Annotated in this window: 17 protein-coding genes; 12 read left to right on the top strand and 5 right to left on the bottom strand. The window is 44.1% G+C overall.

The features are described from left to right. The first annotated feature begins 158 nt into the window (after positions 1 to 158). From VTH8203_RS00260 to deoD, 5 genes are all read left to right on the top strand, one after another. Complete coding sequence (locus VTH8203_RS00260; protein ID WP_096991843.1) at positions 159 to 1,424, top strand: NupC/NupG family nucleoside CNT transporter; 1,266 nt, start codon at positions 159 to 161, stop codon at positions 1,422 to 1,424. Positions 1,425 to 1,873: 449 nt separating this feature from the next. Next, positions 1,874 to 2,650 (top strand): deoxyribose-phosphate aldolase, encoded by a 777-nt coding sequence (gene deoC, locus VTH8203_RS00255; protein WP_096991842.1) that lies wholly within the window; start codon positions 1,874 to 1,876, stop codon positions 2,648 to 2,650. Between the two features lie 85 nt (positions 2,651 to 2,735). Then, a complete protein-coding gene (deoA, locus tag VTH8203_RS00250) occupies positions 2,736 to 4,070 on the top strand; it encodes a thymidine phosphorylase (RefSeq protein ID WP_096991841.1) in 1,335 nt (444 codons plus the stop codon). A gap of 15 nt (positions 4,071 to 4,085) precedes the next feature. After that, positions 4,086 to 5,306, top strand: a complete 1,221-nt coding sequence (locus tag VTH8203_RS00245) for a phosphopentomutase (protein WP_096991840.1) — start codon at positions 4,086 to 4,088, stop codon at positions 5,304 to 5,306. A gap of 103 nt (positions 5,307 to 5,409) precedes the next feature. After that, positions 5,410 to 6,129, top strand: coding sequence for a purine-nucleoside phosphorylase (gene deoD / locus VTH8203_RS00240; RefSeq protein ID WP_096991839.1), 720 nt, complete (start codon positions 5,410 to 5,412; stop codon positions 6,127 to 6,129). Between the two features lie 83 nt (positions 6,130 to 6,212). On the opposite strand, the gene VTH8203_RS00235 is transcribed toward deoD, so the two are convergent. Then, positions 6,213 to 6,812 carry a YtjB family periplasmic protein gene (locus VTH8203_RS00235; RefSeq protein WP_096991838.1) on the bottom strand — a complete coding sequence of 200 codons (600 nt, stop codon included), beginning with the start codon at positions 6,810 to 6,812 and terminating at the stop codon, positions 6,213 to 6,215. A gap of 107 nt (positions 6,813 to 6,919) precedes the next feature. Between VTH8203_RS00235 and serB the strand changes: the two genes are divergently transcribed. After that, positions 6,920 to 7,888, top strand: coding sequence for a phosphoserine phosphatase (gene serB / locus VTH8203_RS00230; RefSeq protein ID WP_096991837.1), 969 nt, complete (start codon positions 6,920 to 6,922; stop codon positions 7,886 to 7,888). Between the two features lie 39 nt (positions 7,889 to 7,927). Here serB and VTH8203_RS00225 read toward each other — a convergent pair whose 3' ends face one another. Beyond that, positions 7,928 to 10,273: a PilZ domain-containing protein gene (locus VTH8203_RS00225; protein WP_096991836.1), complete on the bottom strand. Its 2,346-nt coding sequence runs from the start codon at positions 10,271 to 10,273 to the stop codon at positions 7,928 to 7,930. A 260-nt stretch (positions 10,274 to 10,533) separates the two neighbouring features. Between VTH8203_RS00225 and radA the strand changes: the two genes are divergently transcribed. Together radA and fusA are read left to right on the top strand one after the other, a co-directional pair. Next, positions 10,534 to 11,913, top strand: a complete 1,380-nt coding sequence (gene radA / locus VTH8203_RS00215; protein WP_096991834.1) for a DNA repair protein RadA — start codon at positions 10,534 to 10,536, stop codon at positions 11,911 to 11,913. Between the two features lie 293 nt (positions 11,914 to 12,206). Further along, positions 12,207 to 14,288 carry an elongation factor G gene (gene fusA, locus VTH8203_RS00210; RefSeq protein ID WP_096991833.1) on the top strand — a complete coding sequence of 694 codons (2,082 nt, stop codon included), beginning with the start codon at positions 12,207 to 12,209 and terminating at the stop codon, positions 14,286 to 14,288. A 155-nt stretch (positions 14,289 to 14,443) separates the two neighbouring features. On the opposite strand, the gene VTH8203_RS00205 is transcribed toward fusA, so the two are convergent. The 3 genes from VTH8203_RS00205 to chrA form a co-directional block, all read right to left on the bottom strand. Then, positions 14,444 to 16,129 (bottom strand): AMP-binding protein, encoded by a 1,686-nt coding sequence (locus VTH8203_RS00205; protein WP_096991832.1) that lies wholly within the window; start codon positions 16,127 to 16,129, stop codon positions 14,444 to 14,446. Positions 16,130 to 16,333: 204 nt separating this feature from the next. Continuing rightward, the gene (locus tag VTH8203_RS00200; RefSeq protein ID WP_158296033.1) at positions 16,334 to 17,446 is read right to left on the bottom strand and encodes an HD domain-containing phosphohydrolase; all 1,113 of its coding nucleotides are present in this window, start codon (positions 17,444 to 17,446) and stop codon (positions 16,334 to 16,336) included. Positions 17,447 to 17,638: 192 nt separating this feature from the next. Then, positions 17,639 to 18,796 carry a chromate efflux transporter gene (chrA, locus tag VTH8203_RS00195; protein WP_096992174.1) on the bottom strand — a complete coding sequence of 386 codons (1,158 nt, stop codon included), beginning with the start codon at positions 18,794 to 18,796 and terminating at the stop codon, positions 17,639 to 17,641. 149 nt (positions 18,797 to 18,945) lie between these two features. On the opposite strand from chrA, the gene VTH8203_RS00190 reads away from it, so the two are divergent. The 4 genes from VTH8203_RS00190 to VTH8203_RS00175 all read left to right on the top strand — a co-directional run bounded on the left by VTH8203_RS00190 (position 18,946) and on the right by VTH8203_RS00175 (position 23,209). Continuing rightward, a complete protein-coding gene (locus VTH8203_RS00190) occupies positions 18,946 to 19,890 on the top strand; it encodes a LysR family transcriptional regulator (RefSeq protein ID WP_096991830.1) in 945 nt (314 codons plus the stop codon). Between the two features lie 254 nt (positions 19,891 to 20,144). Next, on the top strand, positions 20,145 to 21,404 hold the full coding sequence (locus VTH8203_RS00185) for an ABC transporter substrate-binding protein (RefSeq protein ID WP_096991829.1): 1,260 nt from the start codon (positions 20,145 to 20,147) through the stop codon (positions 21,402 to 21,404). Between the two features lie 72 nt (positions 21,405 to 21,476). After that, a complete protein-coding gene (locus VTH8203_RS00180; protein ID WP_096991828.1) occupies positions 21,477 to 22,394 on the top strand; it encodes a carbohydrate ABC transporter permease in 918 nt (305 codons plus the stop codon). Then, positions 22,394 to 23,209: a carbohydrate ABC transporter permease gene (locus VTH8203_RS00175; protein WP_096991827.1), complete on the top strand. Its 816-nt coding sequence runs from the start codon at positions 22,394 to 22,396 to the stop codon at positions 23,207 to 23,209. The genes VTH8203_RS00180 and VTH8203_RS00175 overlap by 1 nt, the downstream gene beginning before the upstream one ends.

Here is a 23,209-nt window from a genome sequence, read left to right as displayed (position 1 = left end):
GATCAATGTCTCAAAATTGCGTGTATGTTTTATGTGTTCAAGACGAAAGTGTGAGGGGGGTACTACTTTCTTTTCTGTGGGTTTGTATAATCGCCCCCGCTTTTGAGCTTCAAATTTTGTTACACGCCAAATTATTAATTATAAGGAAGTCATAAACTATGAGCCTGTTTATGAGCCTGGTTGGTATGGTCGCACTTATTGCAATCGCAGTACTGCTTTCAGAAAACCGCAAAGCTATTAATATCAGAACTGTGGGTGGCGCATTTGCTATCCAATTTGCACTAGGTGCATTCGTTCTTTACGTTCCTTGGGGACAAGAAGTACTACGCAGCTTCTCTGACGCTGTATCTAACGTGATCAACTACGGTAATGACGGTACGTCATTCCTATTTGGTGGCCTAGTATCAGGTAAAATGTTTGAAGTATTCGGCGGCGGCGGTTTCATCTTCGCTTTCCGTGTACTACCGACACTAATCTTTTTCTCAGCACTTATCTCGGTACTTTACTACCTAGGTGTTATGCAGTGGGTTATCAAGATTCTTGGTGGCGGCCTGCAAAAAGCACTAGGTACTTCTCGTGCGGAATCTATGTCAGCAGCAGCTAACATTTTCGTAGGTCAAACAGAAGCACCTCTAGTTGTGCGTCCTTTCGTACCTAAGATGACACAATCTGAACTATTTGCAGTAATGTGTGGTGGTCTAGCTTCTATCGCCGGTGGTGTACTAGCAGGTTACGCATCAATGGGCGTGCCAATCGAGTACCTAGTTGCAGCATCATTCATGGCAGCACCAGGCGGTCTTCTATTCGCTAAGATCATCAAGCCAGAAACTGAAGAGCCAATCGAGCAGCTACACGACATGAGCGCAGAAGGCGACGACAAGCCAGCTAACGTTATCGACGCAGCAGCGGGCGGTGCATCAGCAGGTCTTCAATTGGCGCTTAACGTAGGCGCGATGCTAATCGCATTCATCGGTCTTATCGCTCTAGTTAACGGTATGCTTGGTGGCATCGGTGGCTGGATTGGTATGCCTGAACTACGTCTAGAAATGATTCTAGGTTGGATTTTCTCTCCACTAGCATTCTTACTAGGTGTGCCATGGTCTGAAGCTACTATCGCGGGTGAGTTCATCGGAATGAAGACCGTTGCGAACGAATTCGTAGCATACTCTCAGTTTGCCCCTTACCTAAGCGAAGCAGCACCAGTTGTTCTTTCTGAGAAAACTAAGGCAATCATCTCATTCGCTCTATGTGGTTTTGCGAACCTTTCTTCTATCGCAATCCTACTCGGTGGTCTGGGTAGCCTTGCGCCTAAGCGTCGCGGTGATATCGCTCGCATGGGTGTGAAAGCGGTAATCGCTGGTACGCTATCTAACTTGATGGCTGCAACGATTGCAGGCTTCTGTCTAACTCTAGCTGGCATGTAATTGCTCGCGTAAAGGTTATTAGTATATAGACGCCATATTAAATCGCCCCGTAGCAAGAAATTGCTGCGGGGCTTTTTGAATTTTAGGAGCCAGATAATTCCTAATGAATCGTTACTGGATAAGCGGTTCAACGACTGAATGGAAGTTTTTTGAGAAGCAAACCGTTTGCGTTTTAATCAGCTCTACCGTTTTGAACGAGAGTCCTATACTGTATAGGCTACTAAGTAATTCTTTCGTGTTTTTACGAAGCTTTATGTAGCCAGAGCCAGTTCTCACCAAGATAGGAATCAGGTGATTTTAACGAGCAGGTACTGTGCGGTGACAAGGATAGCAATTGGTATTCAGCTTTAACCTAATCGCTGAACCGAGTCTTCAAGGAACCAAGTCCGTTCATTTATTGCTGACGAGTTTGTCAGGTAATTAATTGAATATATTGACCGGAGATAGAAATGAGCGATTTAAAAGCAGCAGCTCTACGTGCACTAAAACTTATGGATCTAACGACGCTAAATGATGATGACACTAATGAAAAAGTGATCGCGCTTTGTCATGACGCAAAATCGCCTGTGGGTAACACGGCGGCGATCTGTATTTACCCTCGCTTTATTCCTATTGCTAAGAAAACGCTACGCGAACAAGGTACACCAGAAGTACGTATTGCGACTGTGACAAACTTCCCACACGGTAACGATGACATTGAGATTGCCGTCGCTGAAACTAAAGCTGCTGTCGCTTACGGCGCAGATGAAGTGGACGTGGTATTCCCATACCGTGCTCTAATGGCTGGCAACGAAGAAGTCGGTTTTGAACTTGTTAAGCAGTGTAAGCAAGCGTGTGGTGATATCCTGCTAAAAGTGATCATCGAAACGGGTGAACTGAAAGAACAAGCACTCATCAAAAAAGCGTCAGAAATCTGTATCAAAGCAGGCGCAGACTTCATTAAAACTTCTACAGGTAAAGTGCCAGTAAACGCAACTCCAGAGTATGCGCGCATGATGCTAGAAGTGATTCGTGATATGGGCGTTGCTGAGAAAGTGGGTTTCAAACCAGCTGGCGGCGTACGTACAGCCGAAGATGCAGCAGCGTACCTAGCAATGGCTGATGACATTCTGGGTGCCGATTGGGCGGACAACATGCACTACCGCTTTGGTGCGTCAAGCCTACTGACTAATCTATTAAATACATTAGAAGTCACAGACGAAACAGCAGATCCATCTGCTTATTAATCTGAGTCCTTTGGATGGTGGCTGAGTTGCAGCCACCATTATTCCCTCTATCCCTATAATCCAAGCTTAGACTGGGGAGGTGCTAATGTATTTACCACAAGAAATTATTCGTAAAAAACGCGATGGCCAAGAACTAACTGCAGAAGAAATTAACTTCTTCATTCAAGGTGTGGCAAACGACAGCGTATCTGAAGGTCAAATTGCGGCCTTCGCGATGACTATCTTTTTTAATGAAATGACTATGCCAGAGCGTATTGCTCTGACTTGTGCAATGCGTGACTCTGGCATGGTTATCGATTGGAGTCATATGAACTTCGGCGGCCCGATTGTTGATAAACATTCAACCGGCGGTGTCGGTGATGTGACGTCACTAATGCTTGGCCCAATGATTGCAGCGTGCGGCGGATTTGTTCCAATGATCTCAGGCCGTGGCCTAGGTCATACAGGTGGTACGTTGGATAAGCTGGAATCTATTCCTGGCTATAACATTACGCCAAGCAATGACGTTTTTGGTGAAGTGACGAAACAGGCGGGCGTTGCCATTATTGGCCAAACCGGTGATCTTGCACCTGCGGATAAACGTGTTTATGCCACTCGTGATATTACGGCAACGGTGGACAATATCTCCTTGATCACCGCGTCTATCTTATCTAAGAAGCTAGCCGCAGGTCTTGAATCACTTGTCATGGATGTCAAAGTTGGCTCTGGTGCATTCATGCCAACTTACGAAGCGTCGGAAGAGTTGGCAAAATCTATTGTAGCGGTAGCTAACGGTGCTGGTACTAAGACTACGGCAATCCTTACCGATATGAATCAGGTACTTGCTTCTTCTGCGGGTAATGCAGTAGAGGTTCGCGAGGCGGTTCAATTCCTAACTGGTGAATACCGTAACCCTCGTTTGTATGAAGTGACGATGGCGCTTTGTAGTGAAATGCTGGTGTTAGCGAAACTGGCTGAGAATACAGAGCAAGCAGAGGCGAAACTCAATGAAGTGCTGGATAACGGTAAAGCAGCAGAGTGCTTTGGTAAGATGGTTAAAGGGCTAGGTGGCCCAGCTGATTTTGTTGAACACTATGATAATTACCTAGAGAAAGCGGACATTATCAAACCAGTATACGCTGACAATGAAGGTATTGTTTCAGCGATGGATACTCGAGCGATCGGTATGGCTGTGGTTGGCATGGGCGGTGGTCGCCGAGTGGCAACGGATACGATCGACTACGCGGTAGGTTTTGACCAATTTATTCGATTAGGTGAACAAGCCAGCGCAAATAAGCCTCTAGCGGTTATCCATGCGCGCAACGAAGCGCAATGGCAAGTGGCGGCGAATGCATTGAAAGCGGCAATAACCATTGGTGAACAAGCTTATATTGAAACCCCTTGTGTATACCGCCAAATTAGAGCGGAAGATCTCGCATAAGGGTGAGGAGACATTATGAAACGCGCATTTATTTTAGTATTAGATTCATTTGGCATTGGCGCAGCTGCCGATGCTGAGCAATTTGGTGATGTCGGGTCAGATACACTGGGTCATATTGCAGAGCAGTGTGCAAAAGGGTTAGCTGATAACGATCAGCGTAGCGGTGAACTAGCACTTCCGAATTTAAGCAAGCTCGGCCTAGCGATGGCGCATAAAGAGTCTACAGGCGCTTTGGCGCAAGGGCTTCGTGATGATACCGAGATTATCGGCGCTTACGGTCACGCAGCAGAGCTGTCGTCTGGTAAAGATACCCCGTCTGGGCACTGGGAAATTGCAGGTGTTCCTGTTTTGTTTGATTGGGGTTACTTTACGGATAAACAAAACAGTTTTCCGAAAGAGCTGACGGACCGAATTCTAGAGCGAGCGGGTTTAGATGGTTTTCTAGGAAACTGTCATGCATCAGGAACTCAAGTGCTTGATGACTTGGGTGAAGAGCATATGAAGACGGGAAAACCTATCTTCTACACCTCAGCGGATTCTGTTTTCCAAATTGCATGTCATGAGGAAACTTATGGCTTAGATCGCTTGCTTGAGCTTTGCCAAATCGCTCGTGAAGAGCTTGAGGATTACAATATTGGTCGTGTTATCGCGCGTCCATTTATTGGTCCTGGTAAAGGGCAATTTGAGCGCACTGGTAACCGTCGTGATCTTTCCGTTGAGCCACCAGCACCGACGGTGTTGTCTAAGCTGGTTGAAGAAAAGCAAGGACAAGTAGTGTCTATCGGTAAGATTGCCGATATTTACGCGAATTGTGGTATTACTAAGAAAGTGAAAGCCACAGGCATACCGGCGCTATTTGAAGCAACCAAAGAACAAATCAAAGAAGCGGGTGATAACACTATCGTCTTTACTAACTTCGTTGATTTTGATTCAGCATTTGGACATCGTCGTGACGTTGCTGGTTATGCCGCTGCGCTTGAATATTTCGATTCGCGCATTGATGAAGTGATTGCACTGATGAAAGAAGACGACGTTCTTATTCTAACCGCTGATCATGGCTGTGATCCTACTTGGCCTGGTACGGACCATACACGTGAACATATTCCTGTTCTTGTTTATGGTCATAAGGTTCCGGCAGGTTCTTTAGGTCTTCGTGATAGCTTTGCTGATATTGGTCAAAGTCTTGCAAGTTACTTTGGTACATCTTCAATGGATTACGGAAAGAACTTCCTATAATTATTGACGAACAACGCTCAAGTTTCGCTTGAGCGTTGTACATTTTACTGACTTCTAGGATCTGATTCCTAGAAATGAAAACTGAGAATAAAGGGAAACAGTCATGGCTACTCCTCACATTAATGCGGAAATGGGTGATTTTGCAGACGTAGTGTTAATGCCGGGTGATCCAATCCGTGCAAAATACATTGCAGACACATTTTTAGATGATGCGGTACAAGTGTGTGACGTACGTAATATGTACGGTTATACAGGTACTTACAAAGGTCGTCGTATCTCTGTAATGGGTCACGGTATGGGTATTCCATCTTGCTCTATTTACGTGACTGAACTTATCAAGGACTTCGGTGTTAAGAAAATTATCCGTGTTGGTAGCTGTGGTGCAGTTAACGAAGATATTAAAGTACGCGATGTTGTGATCGGTATGGGTGCATGTACGGACTCTAAAGTAAACCGTATTCGCTTTAAGAATCACGACTTTGCGGCGATTGCTGACTACCACATGGTAAAAAATGCGGAAGAAGCTGCGAAAGCTCGTGGCATCAACGTTAAAGTTGGTAACCTGTTCTCTGCTGAATTGTTCTACACTCCAGATCCAGAGATGTTTGATGTCATGGATAAATACGGCATTGTTGGTGTTGAAATGGAAGCGGCGGGTATCTATGGTGTAGCGGCAGAGTACGGTGCAAAAGCGTTAGCAATTTGTACTGTGTCTGACCACATTAAGACCGGTGAGCAAACCACATCAGAAGAGCGTGCAACGACATTCAATGAAATGATGGAAATTGCCCTAGACTCGGTACTATTAGGTGATGCGGAATAAGCATAATCTGGTACTAACAACATTAAAGCCTCGCATTTGCGAGGCTTTAATGTTTATAGACGAAGAGCAAGTGCTATAGCGAGTTACTGCTTCAGCAGTAAATTTTCCCCTTTGGTCTTTGGCTGTTTTCGGATAATGACCATAAGTAACACACCAGAGATAAAGCTCATTAAGATCATCATGTACATGAAGCGATCACTTTTACGGTAATGGTGATCGGAAATGGCGGTAACTTTCCCGGTTTCAAACGTAATTCTCACAAAACCAATGATGGTATGATCGTTAATAATGGGCTCTACCAACTGTTGGCGGCCAATACTGGCAGTGGAGAGCGGTGTATCAAGTCCTAATACCTCACGTACACTTTTGGCGTCTGTGCTTGCGGCTACTTTTACCCCTTCTGAATCGTAAACAGTGGCGTCTAAAACAAGTCGTTCTTGTGCTAGTTGGTTAGTGAGGGCGCCCAGACGTTCTTGGTCTTGATCGATGAGCATTTGCCTTGCTGAAAGCGAAGCTTGAGAGATCAAGATCTTAGAAAGCACTTCTAGCTGGTTGGCTTGAATGCGTTCATTACCTTTACTGATAACCACGCTATTCGTTGTGATGAAAAACACCATAGCAGCGATCAAGCATAATGCTACTAGCCTTAAAAAGTTGCGAAATGAAAACAACGAGCCGTCCATATAAGTTTAAAAGTACTATGAAATTACCGATTGGTTCATATTGATACTTGCACAACCAAATTGCAATAGGTTAACGTTTCAGGAGCTTTTTAAAGGAAGGATTAGCCATGGACGCTGTAAGGCCGTTAGTGATTACCAAACGTATTCCGTTGAAGGAACGTTTTCCTGAGACACTTTTGTCTCATCAACTGGAAAAGAACAAGGCCAGTTGGATTATGTATTCGCCCTATTTATCGCCAGATGTTTTCAATGATATGGATTTTTATATTGGTGAAACTGGTCGCATTTTGGATATTTGGCAGGTAGGGGCATACGAAGTTGCGCTGATGGATGGCAAGTTGACCGCCGAGCATAAAGTGATTCTTAATGAGTTAAAAGTGGACTGTGCGGCACTGTGTGATGTGCCTGATCTTAACAAACCTGGGGTCATTGTCTTAGATATGGACTCAACGGCCATTCAAATCGAGTGTATTGATGAGATTGCTAAGTTAGCGGGTGTCGGTGAGCAAGTCGCAGAAGTGACGGAACGTGCTATGCAAGGGGAGTTGGACTTTGAGGCAAGCCTGCGCCAACGCGTAGCGACGCTAAAAGGAGCAGATCAAGCGATTCTTGAACAGGTTCGTTCGCAGTTACCGTTGATGCCTGAATTGGAAGAGATGCTTAAAACGCTTCAGTCTTACGGTTGGAAAACAGCCATTGCGTCAGGCGGATTTACCTATTTCTCAGATTTTTTAAAACAGAAACTGAATTTGGATTTTGCCCAGTCGAATACTCTGGCGATTGAAAATGGCAAACTAACCGGTGAAGTGTTAGGCGAAGTGGTCTCTGCGCAAACCAAGGCCGATATTTTGCTGGAGTTAGCCGAGGAATACGATGTAGAACCACACAATACGATTGCCGTTGGTGATGGTGCTAATGATTTAGTGATGATGTCAGCCGCAGGATTAGGCATTGCCTACCATGCTAAGCCTAAGGTAGAAGCTCAAGCCCAAGTAGCGATTAATCATGCGGGTTTAGGTGGGGTGGTGTGTGTGCTGTCAGGACTGCTGGCGAGACAAAAGCGTATTCATTGGTAACCACAATACAGTAAAGGGCGCAGTGAGCGCCCTTTATTTCTAATGATTTAACTCTAACCGAATCAATACTTCTTCAGTAATATCAATAAGCTCACAGTAGCCACATATTGACGTCATTTCATTTTCTAAGTTGCGTGCATGACTCAAACTTAACGACAAGAGCTCATTGATGTCTTTTTTCATTAAGGTTGTGAGGGCGTCATAGACGGGGCCTGAAGAGATTCTTAACACATACAGCTCGCCCATGCTCAATGCATCTTTAATGAACGCAATACGCTTCTGAGTCGATTCAAAGTCCTCTCGCAATTTGGTATGAATCGACTGGATGCGATCTCCTAGCTTCAATACACCAATATACAGTTCATGGTAGACCGGTTTCGCGCCTGGCTTTTTCTTCATTGGCTCGGCGATTAAGGTATTGCTGCGTCCTTTGAAAATAGGTTCTAGTGCAAATTTTTGATTGTGTCCAATGCGCTCTAAAAACTGCATATAGCTTGGAAGCGGGAAGTTAACCCCAACGGTACGACTCTTAATTGAAGGACCACGCTTATCAATGTAGATAGGTGTAGAAACCATTTTAGCCAATAAAACATTGTGCAAAGACTCAAGCAGCGCTGAGCTTGGCAGCAATTCTTGTTTAGCAATCAACTTATCTTGATTGTTTTCAATCATGCCATTGAAAAAGGCAATGGTTTTGATGGTTTTTCCAGACTCAACGATAGAGAGATGCACGGTTTTATGATCGGGAGATAGGCGCACTACTTCGTAAGGGACGCGATTTAATGGCAATCGTTCGTTGTAGCGTTTGAGTTCTAGATAATCGATTGAGATTACCGCACCGGTTTTTACTGGTATCGGTTCCACGAGCTCTACACTTGCCCCTCGCTTGGAGAGATCAAGTGTCTTTCCACGAATCGTCGTCTTGTCTTCACATTCCACTAGCAAAGGGGTGCTGAATTGATATCTTAGTTCTTTACGTCTTGATTGGGCATCGAAGTATAAGCCTCTTGGCTGGCTTTCTACTTTTCTAGGATGTCGAAATCGGTTTAGACTGTTTGCTGAAAGGCGAGGCTTTTCAGTAAACAAGTAATCAGACGCTGAGCTTACATCACTGATCTCCTGAAGAATACCAAAGTGAGTGAGCTTTTCACTGCCGTTGACCAATTCACTGTAGTTATGTGAGATGGTCGTGACATCTTCTTCTGATAGCTCAAAGACCGATAAGCGGAACGCTTTCCAACTGCTACGACGTCCGCCAATATGCCAGAATAACTGGCGTTCTTGGCGATCAGCTTCAGGCATCATCATGGAATAAAATAAGGTCATTCCTTGATGCTCATGAGTAAAGGTATACAGCACATTACTGCATCCTTTAATCCCCGCTTTGACCAATAACTCCATTCTTTCTTTGGAAAATAACGCACTCAATGATTGTTGATTGCGCTCATCGTGCCAATAGCGCCAGATATCTTGATTATTCTCAGTAAGTAATGCCACTTTTAGTTCATTACCACTAAAAAATAGCGGTAGGTTACAGGCATGCTTTAGATAGCTATGTTCGAAACCTCGAGTGCGAGCTCGAATGATTCTATCTTGATTATCGTGACGGATTTTTTTCGATTCGGTATTTAGCAGTTTCTCAACCACCATTTCGACCGCATTGGTCCGAGATAGTCGAAGCGTTCTAAGATATTTTACCGGAGAGACACCGTGCAGGCCGTCGACACCAAGTACTCGATATTCAATCGGTTTGGTGATTTCTTTAACCTGACTGGTTTGTGCTAACTCATCAAAACTGATGCTGATGACTTGACCCAAGTCGTAATCAAAAGTGCCTGGAACTTTGAATTTAGCGCCTGAACTGGAGAGATCAACGCTAAGACCCGTCACTGTGTCGCCATTTTCCAATTGAATCGACACTTGAGACTCAAATTTGAGGCGGTTCTCTTTACGCTTCAAGTCATAGCCTAGATTTATCGCATCCGCTAAATATGGGCTTTGTGAGTCGGTGAGCTCGCCTTCACGAGCAGCACGTTGTTCATCACCCAAGTTGCTTAAGGTCTTTTTGTTAACTAAAGATTCCCAAACACCCTCAGTATAACCGCCAAACTTTTTCGTGAGCTGGTGATAGCTATCAAACGCACGGTCATCGAGCCAATGAGCCAGTCCATTGAGTTGATATTCGTGACAATTGCTGGTCACTCGTCCTCGAAGATCGATTCTCTTATGACAAGGTGCCATCAGACGGTTGAGTTCCATTTTTACCAGTAGTTTTGTTGAGGGAGATTCCCCCTCGGTGACCTGACTAAGAACATATTCAAAGTCTTCGGCGTGATAGGCTGAGATTAAGCGCTCTGCGATGGAAAGTATTTCAGGTTGCTGCATGAGTTTTGTTAAAGTGTCCCTTAAAGATGATGAGTGTCATCAAGAAATAGTACAGCGTGAAACTGTTATATCGGCTACCATGCCGAAAATCTTAATATTATCTACTGATAAATATAAGGTAATTCTAGGGTCTATTTTTAGATTTCTGTCGATTCTTGACAAATTATCGTCGAACACTTTCGAAAATTAATACATTTCTCAATAAAAAGTGCAATGGATTGCATTTGGTTGAGTATTTATCGTGACGGGTTGAGTGAAAAATGGCAAAAGCGAAAAGAGCTTATGTATGTAATGACTGTGGTGCAGATTTCCCACGCTGGCAGGGGCAATGTAACGCCTGTGGAAGTTGGAATACCATCAGCGAAGTGCGCTTAGCCGCATCGCCTCAAGTCGCGCGTAATGAACGGTTGACGGGGTACGCTGGGAGTTCGACGGAGTCTACTGTGCAAACTCTGTCTGAGATTGATTTGCAAGAGGTGCCTCGTTTTACCAGTGGCTTTAAAGAGTTAGACCGTGTTCTTGGTGGTGGTGTGGTTCCTGGTGCCGCTATTCTTATTGGTGGCAACCCTGGGGCAGGTAAGTCGACATTGCTTTTACAGGCAATGTGCTGGTTATCATCGCAAATGCCAACGCTTTATGTCACTGGTGAAGAGTCCTTGCAGCAAGTCGCCATGCGCGCGTCTCGTTTGGGGTTGCCTAAAGAGCACTTAAAGATGCTATCTGAAACCAACGTCGATCGCATTTGCCAAGTCGCTGAGAAAGAGCGACCAAAACTCATGGTCATTGACTCGATTCAAGTGATGCATGTGGCCGATGTTCAGTCGTCGCCAGGTAGTGTTGCTCAGGTACGAGAATCAGCCACGGCTCTCACCCGATATGCCAAGCAGAACAACGTTGCAATCTTTATCGTTGGTCACGTGACCAAAGATGGTACATTGGCTGGACCTAAAGTGTTAGAGCACATTATTGATTGCTCTGTGTTACTCGATGGTGGGACGGATAGCCGATTTAGAACTCTGCGTAGCCACAAAAACCGTTTTGGTGCGGTCAATGAGCTTGGTGTGTTTGCTATGACAGGGCAAGGATTGAAGGAAGTCAGTAATCCTTCTGCGATTTTCCTTTCTCGTGGAGAAGAAGAAACCTCGGGCAGTTCTGTGATGGTGGTGTGGGAAGGGACGCGTCCATTATTGGTCGAAATTCAGGCATTGGTCGATTACAGTCAACTAGCGAACCCACGCCGTGTTGCCGTCGGTCTTGAACAAAACCGTTTGTCTTTGCTGTTAGCGGTGCTACATAAACACGGCGGATTACAAATGGCTGATCAAGACGTGTTTGTAAACGTGGTTGGTGGGGTCAAAGTAACAGAGACCAGTGCTGATCTTGCGTTGGTCATGGCACTACTGTCCAGCTTTAGAGATCGTCCATTACCTAAAGATGTGGTGGTGTTTGGTGAGGTGGGTCTAGCTGGTGAAATTCGCCCTGTTCCGAGCGGACAGGAGCGGTTAATGGAAGCGTTTAAGCACGGTTTTAAAAAAGCGATTGTTCCCGCTGCAAACATGCCAAAAGGTGGTATTGAAGGGATGCAAATTCACGGCGTCAAGAAGCTATCCGAAGCGATTTCTGCTTTCGATGAACTTTAATGATGGTTTTTGCGAAAAATTAGGTAGAATATCGCCAACAAAATGTATGATTTTTCAAAATAACATCGAAAAATCACGAAGAGCAGCTAAAATTAACTGCGAACTAACAACAGCCGCCAACACGGATGAAGCTAGGTGTAACAAGCGTTTAGAGGCGTTTTAGCTCTATTTGATACCCGAGTACGCCGAGAAGGCATAACTTTTTTTTAATACGAATGCACGCAAAGCTATCCGTCTTGACAGATTGTGATATACTCTGCGCGCATTTTATATCCTATTAACAGAGTAAAACGATGACTGATTTATCAAAATACAGAAATATTGGTATTTTCGCGCACGTTGATGCGGGTAAAACCACAACAACTGAGCGTATCCTAAAACTGACTGGCCAAATCCATAAGACTGGTGAAGTTCATGATGGTGAATCAACTACTGACTTCATGGAACAGGAAGCTGAGCGTGGTATTACTATCCAATCAGCGGCAGTTAGCTGTTTCTGGAACGATCACCGTCTAAACGTTATCGATACTCCTGGACACGTTGACTTTACAGTTGAAGTATATCGTTCTCTGAAAGTACTAGACGGTGGTATCGGTGTATTCTGTGGTTCTGGTGGTGTTGAGCCTCAGTCAGAAACTAACTGGCGCTATGCTAACGAATCAGAAGTATCTCGTATCATCTTCGTTAACAAACTAGACCGTATGGGTGCAGACTTCTTCAACGTAGTTGACCAAGTTAAGAACGTACTAGCTGCTAACCCACTAGTAATGGTTCTTCCAATCGGTCGTGAAGAAGAGTTCGTAGGTGTTGTTGACCTACTAAGCCGTAAAGCATACGTGTGGGATGACTCTGGTCTTCCAGAAAACTACGAAATTCAAGACGTTCCAGCTGACATGGTTGACGAAGTTGAACAGTACCGTGAAGAGCTTATCGAAACTGCAGTTGAGCAAGACGATGACCTAATGGAAGCGTACATGGAAGGTGAAGAGCCTTCAATCGACGACATCAAACGTTGTATCCGTAAAGGTACTCGTGACCTAGCATTCTTCCCAACATTCTGTGGTTCTGCATTTAAGAACAAGGGTGTTCAGCTAGTTCTTGACGCAGTTGTTGACTATCTACCAGCTCCAACTGAAGTAGATCCTCAGCCTCTAACTGATCCAGAAACTGGTGAACCAACTGGCGAAGTTGCAACTGTATCTGCTGATGAGCCACTACGTGCTCTAGCATTTAAGATCATGGACGACCGTTTCGGTGCTCTAACGTTTATCCGTATCTACTCAGGTGTAATGAACAAGGGTGACACAATCCTTAACTCTGCAACTGGTAAAACTGAGCGTATCGGCCGTATGGTTGAGATGCAAGCAGATGAGCGTAACGAACTAACTACTGCACAAGCTGGTGACATCATCGCTGTTGTTGGTATGAAGAACGTTCAAACTGGTCACACTCTATGTGATCCTAAGCACGAGTGTACTCTTGAGCCAATGATCTTCCCTGAACCAGTAATCTCTATTGCTGTTTCTCCTAAGGACAAAGGTTCTACAGAGAAAATGGGTATCGCGATCGGTAAGATGGTTGCAGAAGATCCATCATTCCAGGTTGAGACTGACGAAGATTCAGGTGAAACTATCCTGAAAGGTATGGGTGAACTTCACCTAGACATCAAAGTAGACATCCTGAAGCGTACTTACGGCGTTGAGCTTGAAGTAGGTCAACCACAGGTTGCTTACCGTGAAACTATCACTCAAGCAGTTGAAGATAGCTACACGCACAAGAAACAGTCTGGTGGTTCTGGTCAGTTCGGTAAGATTGACTACCGTATCAAACCAGGTGAGCCAAACTCTGGCTTCACGTTCTCTTCAACAGTTGTTGGTGGTAACGTACCTAAAGAATTCTGGCCTGCAGTTGAGAAAGGTTTCGCATCTATGATGGAAACTGGTGTTCTAGCTGGCTTCCCAACGCTAGACGTTGAAGTCGAACTATACGACGGTGGTTTCCACGCAGTTGACTCGTCTGCAATCGCATTCGAAATCGCAGCGAAAGGTGCATTCCGTCAATCTATGCCAAAAGCTGGTGCTCAACTTCTAGAGCCAATCATGCACGTTGACGTGTTCTCTCCAGAAGACAACGTTGGTGATGTAATCGGTGACCTTAACCGTCGTCGTGGTATGATCAAAGACCAACAAGCTGGTGCTACTGGTGTTCGTATTAAAGCTGACGTTCCTCTATCTGAGATGTTCGGCTACATCGGTCACCTACGTACAATCACTTCTGGTCGTGGTCAGTTCTCTATGGAGTTCTCACACTACAGCGCTTGTCCTGCAAACGTTGCTGAAGAAGTTATTGCTAAAGCAAAAGAAGAGAAGAAGTAATTCGTCTTTTCCTTTGACTGATAAAACCCGCCTTATGGCGGGTTTTTTATTGCCTTGATCAGCGCCTATCGATGCCAAGCGAGAACTTCAAAGGTCATTTTGGTAATACCAATAAAAAAGCGACTGTCGTCGCCTTTATCTAATACGCAATGGGGTTATTGTTCCCAAACGACGAGTTTGTCTTTAGGCCAGCTATGACCAACTTCATGGTACTTCTGCTCAAGCAAGTGGCGTTTGATTTTCAGTGTTGGTGTTAGCAAGCCATTCTCAATACTCCACGGGTCTTTAACCATAAGCACACCTTTGATTTGCTCATGAGACTCAAGCTCTTGGTTCATACGCTTAACGACACGTTCGGCGGTACGCTCATAGCGAGCCTTGTCAAAGTTAGGGAAGTCGTGAGGTACAACAAGAAGTATAGGCGCAGGCAAACCTAAACCAATCAAGCACATCATCTCGACTCGGCTGTATTCCGCTAACTTTTTCTCAATCGGTACTGGGGCAACAAACTTACCTTTCGCCGTTTTGAATGTATCTTTTTTGCGGCCTTGAATGGTGAGATAGCCCTCGCTATCAATAGCACCGATGTCTCCAGTATGCAGCCAACCTTCACTATCAAATGCTTCTTGCGTTGCAATATCATTTTTGTAGTAGCCAGAGAACAGACCTTGGCCTCGAACCATAATTTCGTCATCATCAGCAATCATCAGCTCGATACCTGGACCTGCATTCCCCACCGTACCTATTTTATCGGCTCTGAATGGGTAGTTAATGGTGCTGTAAGCGAATGATTCTGTCATGCCCCAAGCTTCGGTGATGTTCAGCCCAACACTGTGATACCAATCTAGTAAAGCAGGTGGTACCGGTGCTGAACCACAACCAAGAACCCGTGCTTGGTCAAGGCCCAAGCCATCAGCCAATTTTTTCTTAATTAACGAATTGACGAACGGTATCTTGAGGAGAATATTGAGCTTCTTTTGTGGCAGTTTATCTTGAATACGCTGCTGGAACAGTGTCCATAATCGAGGCACTGAAATAAACAGTGTGGGACGCTGCATCTTCACATCTTCAATGAAGGTATCTAAAGATTCTGGGAAGGCTGTTTGTACACCACCCATCACTGACGAGCCAAAGATGTATACTCGCTCAGTAATGTGAGCCAGTGGTAAATATGAGAACAGACGGTCGTTAGGCTCAATACCAATGTGGTCAATTAACCTTTGTACCGACCAGCTAAATGCGCCGTAGGTCAACATTGCTCCTTTTGGCAACCCAGAGGTACCAGAGGTATAAACCAAGGACATAAGTTTGTCATCATAATGTACCGGTCGCTCTTCACTTGGTTTATTGTTAGCCACTAATTGATTGAAGGTGTGCTGGCAATCAGGTGCGGTATCATACGGGAGCGAGATTGTGATTAAGTCGCTTAAAGACTCGATAACTGAACTGGTTGCTTTAGGATCATCAAGTTTCCCTGCAATCAACGCCTTACTTTCACTATGAGTCAAGCAGTACTCAATGGTGTCGGCTCCTGCAGTCGGAAAAATAGGTACACTGATGTAATCACCCAGCATCATTGCTAAATCACAAATAAACCACTCGGCGCAGTTTTTTGAAATAAGTGCGACCTTTTCACCTGGCTGAATACCAAGACCACGCAGCGCAGAAACTAGGCGTAAGGCTTTGTCTGCGACATCTGCATAGGTGTATTCGACAAACTCACGATTGATAATTTGTTTTAAGTAAACTTCATTCGGTCTTTCTTGCGCCCACTTTAGTATCATCTCGTTGGGCGGCGGTAGGGTACAACTCGAGAGAGTGCTTTCATTAGGCAGTATCATTCCTGAACTCCGTTTTCGTATAGAACGATAATTTATAGTTATTGTAATGTTAATATGTTGTTAACATTACAATACTAGTCACAATGGATGTCTACCGCAAGATGCTAGCGGTGGATTATTGTGGTCTCAAGCACATTATTGGAGTTTTTACTCCAACGATGCGCTTGAGTCGCAAAAGACTATCGGATCGAGTGATGCCTTTTTTTACTGCCAAGGAACATGGGTGGAATACATGATAAGCTTGATGGCGTCTTGCTGGCAGCGCAAAGCGTGCACACAATTACTATCAATTTTGCCTAATGCCACCATCTTTTCTAGCTCTAACAAGGCATGGATCAAAGACCAAGATTCACTGTAATAGCGATGACTGGTGAGCGCATCAAAAATGTTAGCAACGGTAACAATACGAGCCGCAATTGGAATTTCTGCGTGGCTCAGTCCATTTGGTGCACCAGAACCGTCTAAATATTCGTGATGATATCGGATAATATCTTGCAGCAACGACATACAAGCATGTTGCTTTTCATGTATCTGTTTCGCTAGTTGGTTGACGAGGTTTAAGCCTTGCTGAATTTGCCCTTGCATCACGACATTACTATGCCAAGTTTCTTGCCATGGAGAACTTTGTCTTGAACTAAGCGAAGAGTACTTACCAATGTCGTGCAATTCAGCAGAATGCACAATATGGTCAATCGTCTCATCATCGAGTTCATACAAATCAGCCACATGCTGAGCGATTAGTCTTGCGTACTGACCGACTCGATAAGCATGATCGAGGCTTTCATCTAGGTGATCAAAGTTTGTACTGCGAACGGTGTACCCCATATCTGTCATCGCATCAATATAGTGACGCTGTTCATTGATGGCGTTAGCAAGGTTGCTAGTGTATGACGTTAACTGATCGACCGTTGTATTATCGAAAAAATGCGGCTTATTAGCGTCTAGGAATAGCAAACCGGTAAAGTGGCCATCATTGAGGACTGGCAGTGTTAATGAGGCGGAGTAAGGTTGTTTAAGCAACCAGCGTGAATGCTGAGATGTCTCAGTTAGAGTGGATGGAATATCATTGATAACACGATGTTTGTGTCTACAGGCTAGCTGTCCAAGCGTAGAGTGAGCATTAATAGGCGCACTATAGCGAACTAATGGCTCACCTTCCAATGTGCTGTGGGCAAACGTATTCAATCTGACGTGCTGAGCGTCAAAAAGAGACACTGAGATTCTGACGATTTCGGGAGCGTGGGGACTAATCGCATGGTGCGCACGCTTTAGTTCATCGTTAATCGAACCTCGGCTTAGATTCCGACGATGGCTCATGTTAGAGCTTTCCTTTCTCATAACTCACCCCCTAATCTGTGTAGGCGTGCCGCTGCCTAATCACTGTCCGTCGATATAAAGCCCTTTTATTGCTTTGAAACTATATTAAGGGGAATTCCCCTCAATAATTAGTGTATGACTAAGCTGTGATTCTGACGAGGAAAATCACCCAAAATCGGATTGATAATTGATTTAGATTAAACTTACGAGTGCTGGACTCAATAAGCCTGCTAATGCGAAGAACACCACCATCCAAACAATAGGCAATTTAAACGGTTTCATTAGCAGTGCCCCTAAAAGTACCCAAGCAAGATCGTGTGCACTAAATATCGCACTGGTAAAAACAGGCTGATAAAGAGCGGAGAGCAGCAGACCTACCACGGCCGCGTTTACGCCCACTAAAGCACCAGACACCGCTGGTATTTTGGCGAGCTGTTGCCAGTTTTTTAAAACACCAACAAGTAATAAAAAGCCAGGCATAAACACACCGAGTGTGGCTACGATCGCCCCCCAAATAGGAGAGGAAGGCATAAGCTCATAGCCGATATAGGTGGCAAAGGTGAACATCGGGCCAGGAACAGCTTGCGCAGCCGCATAACCAGTCAAGAAACTGTCTTGGGTCAGTTGGTCACCAACGATGTTTTGCAGCAATGGAAGCACTACGTGCCCTCCACCAAATACTAGGCTGCCAGCTTGGTAAAAATCAGAGAAGAGTGCGATTGATGGTGACCATTGACCGATAAATGGTAAGACGACAAGTAGCGCAACAAAACAGGCGATAGGTAAGACTGACAATGACAGCTTGCTAGAGGGGCGGGGGGAATCAGTGGTCGCTAGATAGCGCATACCTAATAAAGCGGCAACCAGCAAAACCACAATTTGAGCGGTAATATTTTGCAACAGCAACAGTGCTATTGCCGTTGCAATACAAATAGACACCGTAAGTTTGGAGCGGCAAAAATTCTTGTACATACCCCACGTCGCATCAGCAACAACTAATACCGCGAGCAGTTTTAATCCGTGTACCACATTTTGGAAATAGTGAGACTCTGTGAGTTGACTACTTAGTATCGCAAGAGCCAGCATCAATATAACAGAGGGGAGAGTGAAACCCAGAAAAGCCATCATGCCGCCACCAATTCCAGCTCGCTGATAGCCAACCGCGAAACCTACTTGGCTCGAACCTGGCCCAGGAAGAAATTGGCTCAACGCAACAATTTGCGCGTACTCTTCATCACTTAGCCAATTCAGTTTTGCAACGAAGGTATTGCGAAAGTAGCCAATGTGCGCGGCTGGACCGCCAAAGCTCACCCAACCTAGCGCAAAAAATATCTTGAATATGACAAACAACGATTCTTTGCTGTTTGAGTGATTGTTTGAAGATTCATTACTTAATGTGGACACCTGCGCACCTATTATGCGGAAAAGGACAAGTTCGATTGACTCTGATGCTACTGATTGTTCTATAATGATTCAAATTAATAGTTTTGATACGTACTATGAATAAAATGGGACGAGAGAAAATAGATTGGAAACGCATTGACCTAAACCTGTTAATAGTGTTTTTCCATCTCTATCAAACACGAAGTGTATCGGTGGCCGCCGAGAAATGTTTTGTAAGCCAATCGGCAATGAGTCATAGTTTATCGAAATTGAGGACCTTGTGTGATGATCGCTTGTTTGAGCGTAAAAATCATCAAATGGTACCAACAGAGCGAGCATCGGAGCTCTATCCAACGATTGAACAAATACTGAATCTAGTACAATTTAACGTTTTGCCGGCAGAGCAATTCCTCGCAAAGCACTATCGAGGAATTTGTAAGATAGGGCTAACGGATTATGCGGAGTTCATTTTTGCCCCCACTATCTATGATGCTGTTGTTTCACAAGCTCCTGAGGCCAAAATCAGTTTTATTAATGTTAACCGTCACAATTATCGATCGGTCAGTGAGCAGGAAAACCTAGATATTTTGATAGGTAGCATCCCGGATTTAGACCCACAATTTCGCGCACAAAAACTCTACACTGAGAAGCATGTATGTATCTACGATAGTGCCTTAGTTAAAGTCGATAAATTGGATACGGAGACGTTTGCTTCTCTGCCACATTGTTTAGTCAGCCCAGAAGGTAATTTCAGCAGTAATGTAGATAAGCATTTGGAATCCATTGGTCTAAAACGTGAGGTCACCGCTGTTTCCCGTAATTTTCTCACCATAGGCCGACTGGTTACTGGTCGAGCGATGTTTGCTATCGTTCCTGAAAAAATGGCTAAAATTAATCTCATTCAAAGCAACCTGACAGCCTCCCCACCACCGGTTCCTGTTGCCGACTTCGATATTTCGATGATTTGGAAAAAACAGTCGCATCTGAACGAAAAAATTCACTGGTTGAAAGACAGCATTTATGAAGCCATCTTGTCATCACTGCACGAAAATAGATTGTAGTGGTAAGGATTACACTAAATCGTGATGTAATAATTGTTAACGTATCCAAATATAGCAGTCAGTTGCATATTGTGATTAATTGCTAATAATTCTATTAAGAAAGTGATCAGCCCCACAACGTACGCAATTTCTAGCGGTAATAGATCAAAAATCCCATCTTCGCCCCTTTATTTCTCAAAAATAAATGCTAATTTCCCTGTGTAAACGTTTCCAAGCGGAAGCAAAAATCCCTACAAAAAATGAGAATAACAGTTATGAAGAAGCAAATGATTAAAGGATTAGTGGCCTCTGCAGTAGGTCTAGCTTGTTTCAGTCAAACCGCACTCGCGAAAGACATCACTGTCTGGGCATGGGATCCAAACTTTAATGTTGCCATCATGCAAGAAGCTGCTGAGAAATATGAAGCAAGCCATGAAGATGTAAACATCAAAGTGGTCGATTTTGCGAAAGCTGACATCGAGCAGAAGTTGCATACCATGCTTGCGTCAGGTATTACATCGGCGTTACCAGATGTGGTGTTGATTGAAGATTACAACGCTCAGAAATATTTGCAGTCGTACCCAGGATCATTTGCCCCTATGACCAATGAGGTCGATTATTCTCAGTTCGCTCCGTACAAAGTCAATGTGATGACTATCGGTGATGACGTGTACGGCTTGCCGTTTGACACGGGTGTTACTGGTCTTTACTACCGCACAGATATTCTAGAAAAAGCAGGGTTCAGTGCTAAAGATATGGAAGACATCACTTGGGACCGTTTCATTGAAATCGGTAAGCAAGTGAAGGAGAAAACAGGCGTATCTATGTTGGGGAATAACCCATCAGATCTTGGCTTGTTGCGTATCATGATTCAGGGTGCGGGCAGTTGGTACTTTAATCAAGACGGTAGCCTTAACATTGCTAACAACAAAGCACTTGCTGAAGGTATCAAGATCTTCCGCGACCTTCATACCACTGACATCGCTCGTCCAACCATCGGTTGGTCTGAATGGGTAGGCTCAGTAAATAGCGGTACGGTTGCTTCTATTACGACAGGCGTTTGGATTACCGCGTCAGTGAAAGCTGGTGAAGGGCAAGAAGGTCAGTGGGCCGTTGCGCCAACACCTCGTCTGAATGTAGAAGGCGCAGTAAACAGCTCTAACCTTGGTGGTTCAAGCTGGTATGTACTGAATGCTTCAAAAGAGAAAGATACGGCTATCGACTTCTTGAGCAAAACGTTTGGTTCCGATAAAGAATTCTACAATGAAATTCTTAAGAAGCAGGGTGCGGTAGGTTCATACTTGCCAGCAGGTAATACACAAGCTTACCAATACGAAGACAGCTACTTTAACAAGCAAAAGATTTACTCAGATTTCAACAAGTGGGCTGCCGAAATTCCAGCTGTGAACTATGGTATGTATACCTATGAAGTCGATGCTGCAATTGCTGCTCAAATGCCTTCCATTATGCAGGGTGCACCAATCGATAAAGTATTAGAAAGCGTTGAGCAACAACTGAAATATCAGATTCAATAATCGTTTTTCCTTTGCCCCCATTTCTGCTGCGAGTCAGTGTGGGGGCCTTTTCTTCTCTTTATTGGTGTCATTATGAGTGAATTAGTCAAGACGATTAAGTCTAGCTCCAAAAATAATAAAAATAGCTTTCAGCGTTTTTATGATATTAATGGCTGGGGTTTTGTATTACCTGCCGTCATATTAGTGTCCTTATTCATGATCTATCCTATTGTGAATTCATTATGGATGGCTATGCATTCTGGGCGTGGTGTTATTATGGAGTTCGTTGGTTTTGGCAACGTAACTCGGTTATTTAACGATCCAGTGTTTTTAAAAGCACTTTCTAACACTTTTATTTTCTTAATTATTCAAGTGCCTATTATGATTTTGCTTTCGTTAGCATTATCGTCTTGTTTAAATTCGCCTAATCTTAAATTTAGAAGCTTATTCCGCTTAGCGATTTTCTTACCTTGTGTTACATCACTAGTTGCTTACTCAATCCTTTTTAAGAGTATGTTTGCGTATGAAGGTATTGTGAACTCATTCCTGATGTGGACAGGCATTGTCAACGACCCTATTCCTTGGATGGCAGATCCATTCTGGGCTAAGGTGACCATCATTATTGCGATCACATGGCGTTGGACAGGCTATAACATGATCTTCTTTTTATCTGCGATGCAGAACATTGATAAATCAATTTATGAAGCAGCGCGTATTGAAGGTGTAAGCCCAATTAAACAGTTCTTCTTTATTACTGTTCCTTTACTTAAACCGGTTATCTTATTTACTACGGTTATGTCGACTATCGGTACATTGCAGCTGTTTGATGAAGTAGTGAATATTACTGCTGGTGGACCAGCAAATGAAACCTTGACTCTGTCGATGTATATTTATGATTTGTCATTTAAGTTTGTTCCAAACTTTGGTTATGCAGCAACGGTATCATACGTCATCGTATTCTTTGCAGCGATTCTAGCAATGCTTCAATTTAGAATTGCGAGGGATAAATAATGAATAATAAAAACAAAGCAATGCGTGGACTAATGTATGCATTCTTATCGATATTCTCGTTAGTATCTTTATTCCCATTTTATTGGATGATGGTATCCAGTACTAACACTACAACTCAGGTTAATACGGGTAAATTTACTTTTGGTGATCAATTATTCATTAACCTAGCCAAATTGACTGAGCAAATTGATCTTTGGCTGATTTTCTATAATACCTCGAAGATTGCCATTATCAGTACCTTGTTTACGTTGCTTATCTCATCGATGGCTGGTTATGGTTTTGAAGTCTATAAGAGCAAAGTCCGTGACCGAGTTTACAGTGCTATGTTGCTGACAATGATGATTCCGTTTGCGGCGCTGATGATCCCTCTGTTCACATTAATGGCTAAGGCGGGTCTACTGGATACTCACCTTGCTGTGATGCTACCAACTATTGCTTCGGTATTTATTGTGTTCTATTTCCGCCAATGTACTAAAGCGTTTCCGTCAGAGCTTATCGATGCGGCGCGAGTGGATGGTGTGAAAGATTGGAAAATCTATCTGTTTGTATACATGCCAGTGATGAAAACTACCTATGCGGCAGCCTTTATTATCGTATTTATGTCGTCGTGGAACGCATTCCTATGGCCGCTGATTGTATTGCAATCCGCCGATCTTAAAACAATTAACTTAGTGCTGTCCTCTTTGTCGTCAGCCTACTTCCCTGATTTTGGCATCATTATGGTGGGGACTGTGGTAGCAACCATTCCAACCCTAGCCGTATTCTTTTTGATGCAGAAGCAATTTGTGGCCGGTATGACTGGCTCTGTGAAATAG

It is taken from the genome of Vibrio thalassae (assembly GCF_900089835.1).
GTDB classification, from domain to species: Bacteria; Pseudomonadota; Gammaproteobacteria; order Enterobacterales; family Vibrionaceae; genus Vibrio; species Vibrio thalassae.
Note: the sequence above shows the minus strand (reverse complement) of the source record. Positions and strands in the feature narration are given on the sequence as shown.

Excerpts from the sequence above, each read along its gene's own strand:
- deoD (WP_096991839.1), top strand. The coding sequence starts at position 5,410 with ATGGCTACTCCTCACATTAATGCGGAAATGGGTGATTTTGCAGACGTA.
- VTH8203_RS00200 (WP_158296033.1), bottom strand. The coding sequence starts at position 17,446 with ATGAGCCATCGTCGGAATCTAAGCCGAGGTTCGATTAACGATGAACTA.
- deoA (WP_096991841.1), top strand. The coding sequence starts at position 2,736 with ATGTATTTACCACAAGAAATTATTCGTAAAAAACGCGATGGCCAAGAA.
- deoC (WP_096991842.1), top strand. The coding sequence starts at position 1,874 with ATGAGCGATTTAAAAGCAGCAGCTCTACGTGCACTAAAACTTATGGAT.
- radA (WP_096991834.1), top strand. The coding sequence starts at position 10,534 with ATGGCAAAAGCGAAAAGAGCTTATGTATGTAATGACTGTGGTGCAGAT.
- serB (WP_096991837.1), top strand. The coding sequence starts at position 6,920 with ATGGACGCTGTAAGGCCGTTAGTGATTACCAAACGTATTCCGTTGAAG.
- VTH8203_RS00190 (WP_096991830.1), top strand. The coding sequence starts at position 18,946 with ATGAATAAAATGGGACGAGAGAAAATAGATTGGAAACGCATTGACCTA.
- VTH8203_RS00225 (WP_096991836.1), bottom strand. The coding sequence starts at position 10,273 with ATGCAGCAACCTGAAATACTTTCCATCGCAGAGCGCTTAATCTCAGCC.
- VTH8203_RS00235 (WP_096991838.1), bottom strand. The coding sequence starts at position 6,812 with ATGGACGGCTCGTTGTTTTCATTTCGCAACTTTTTAAGGCTAGTAGCA.
- VTH8203_RS00180 (WP_096991828.1), top strand. The coding sequence starts at position 21,477 with ATGAGTGAATTAGTCAAGACGATTAAGTCTAGCTCCAAAAATAATAAA.
- VTH8203_RS00260 (WP_096991843.1), top strand. The coding sequence starts at position 159 with ATGAGCCTGTTTATGAGCCTGGTTGGTATGGTCGCACTTATTGCAATC.
- VTH8203_RS00205 (WP_096991832.1), bottom strand. The coding sequence starts at position 16,129 with ATGATACTGCCTAATGAAAGCACTCTCTCGAGTTGTACCCTACCGCCG.
- fusA (WP_096991833.1), top strand. The coding sequence starts at position 12,207 with ATGACTGATTTATCAAAATACAGAAATATTGGTATTTTCGCGCACGTT.
- VTH8203_RS00185 (WP_096991829.1), top strand. The coding sequence starts at position 20,145 with ATGAAGAAGCAAATGATTAAAGGATTAGTGGCCTCTGCAGTAGGTCTA.
- VTH8203_RS00175 (WP_096991827.1), top strand. The coding sequence starts at position 22,394 with ATGAATAATAAAAACAAAGCAATGCGTGGACTAATGTATGCATTCTTA.
- VTH8203_RS00245 (WP_096991840.1), top strand. The coding sequence starts at position 4,086 with ATGAAACGCGCATTTATTTTAGTATTAGATTCATTTGGCATTGGCGCA.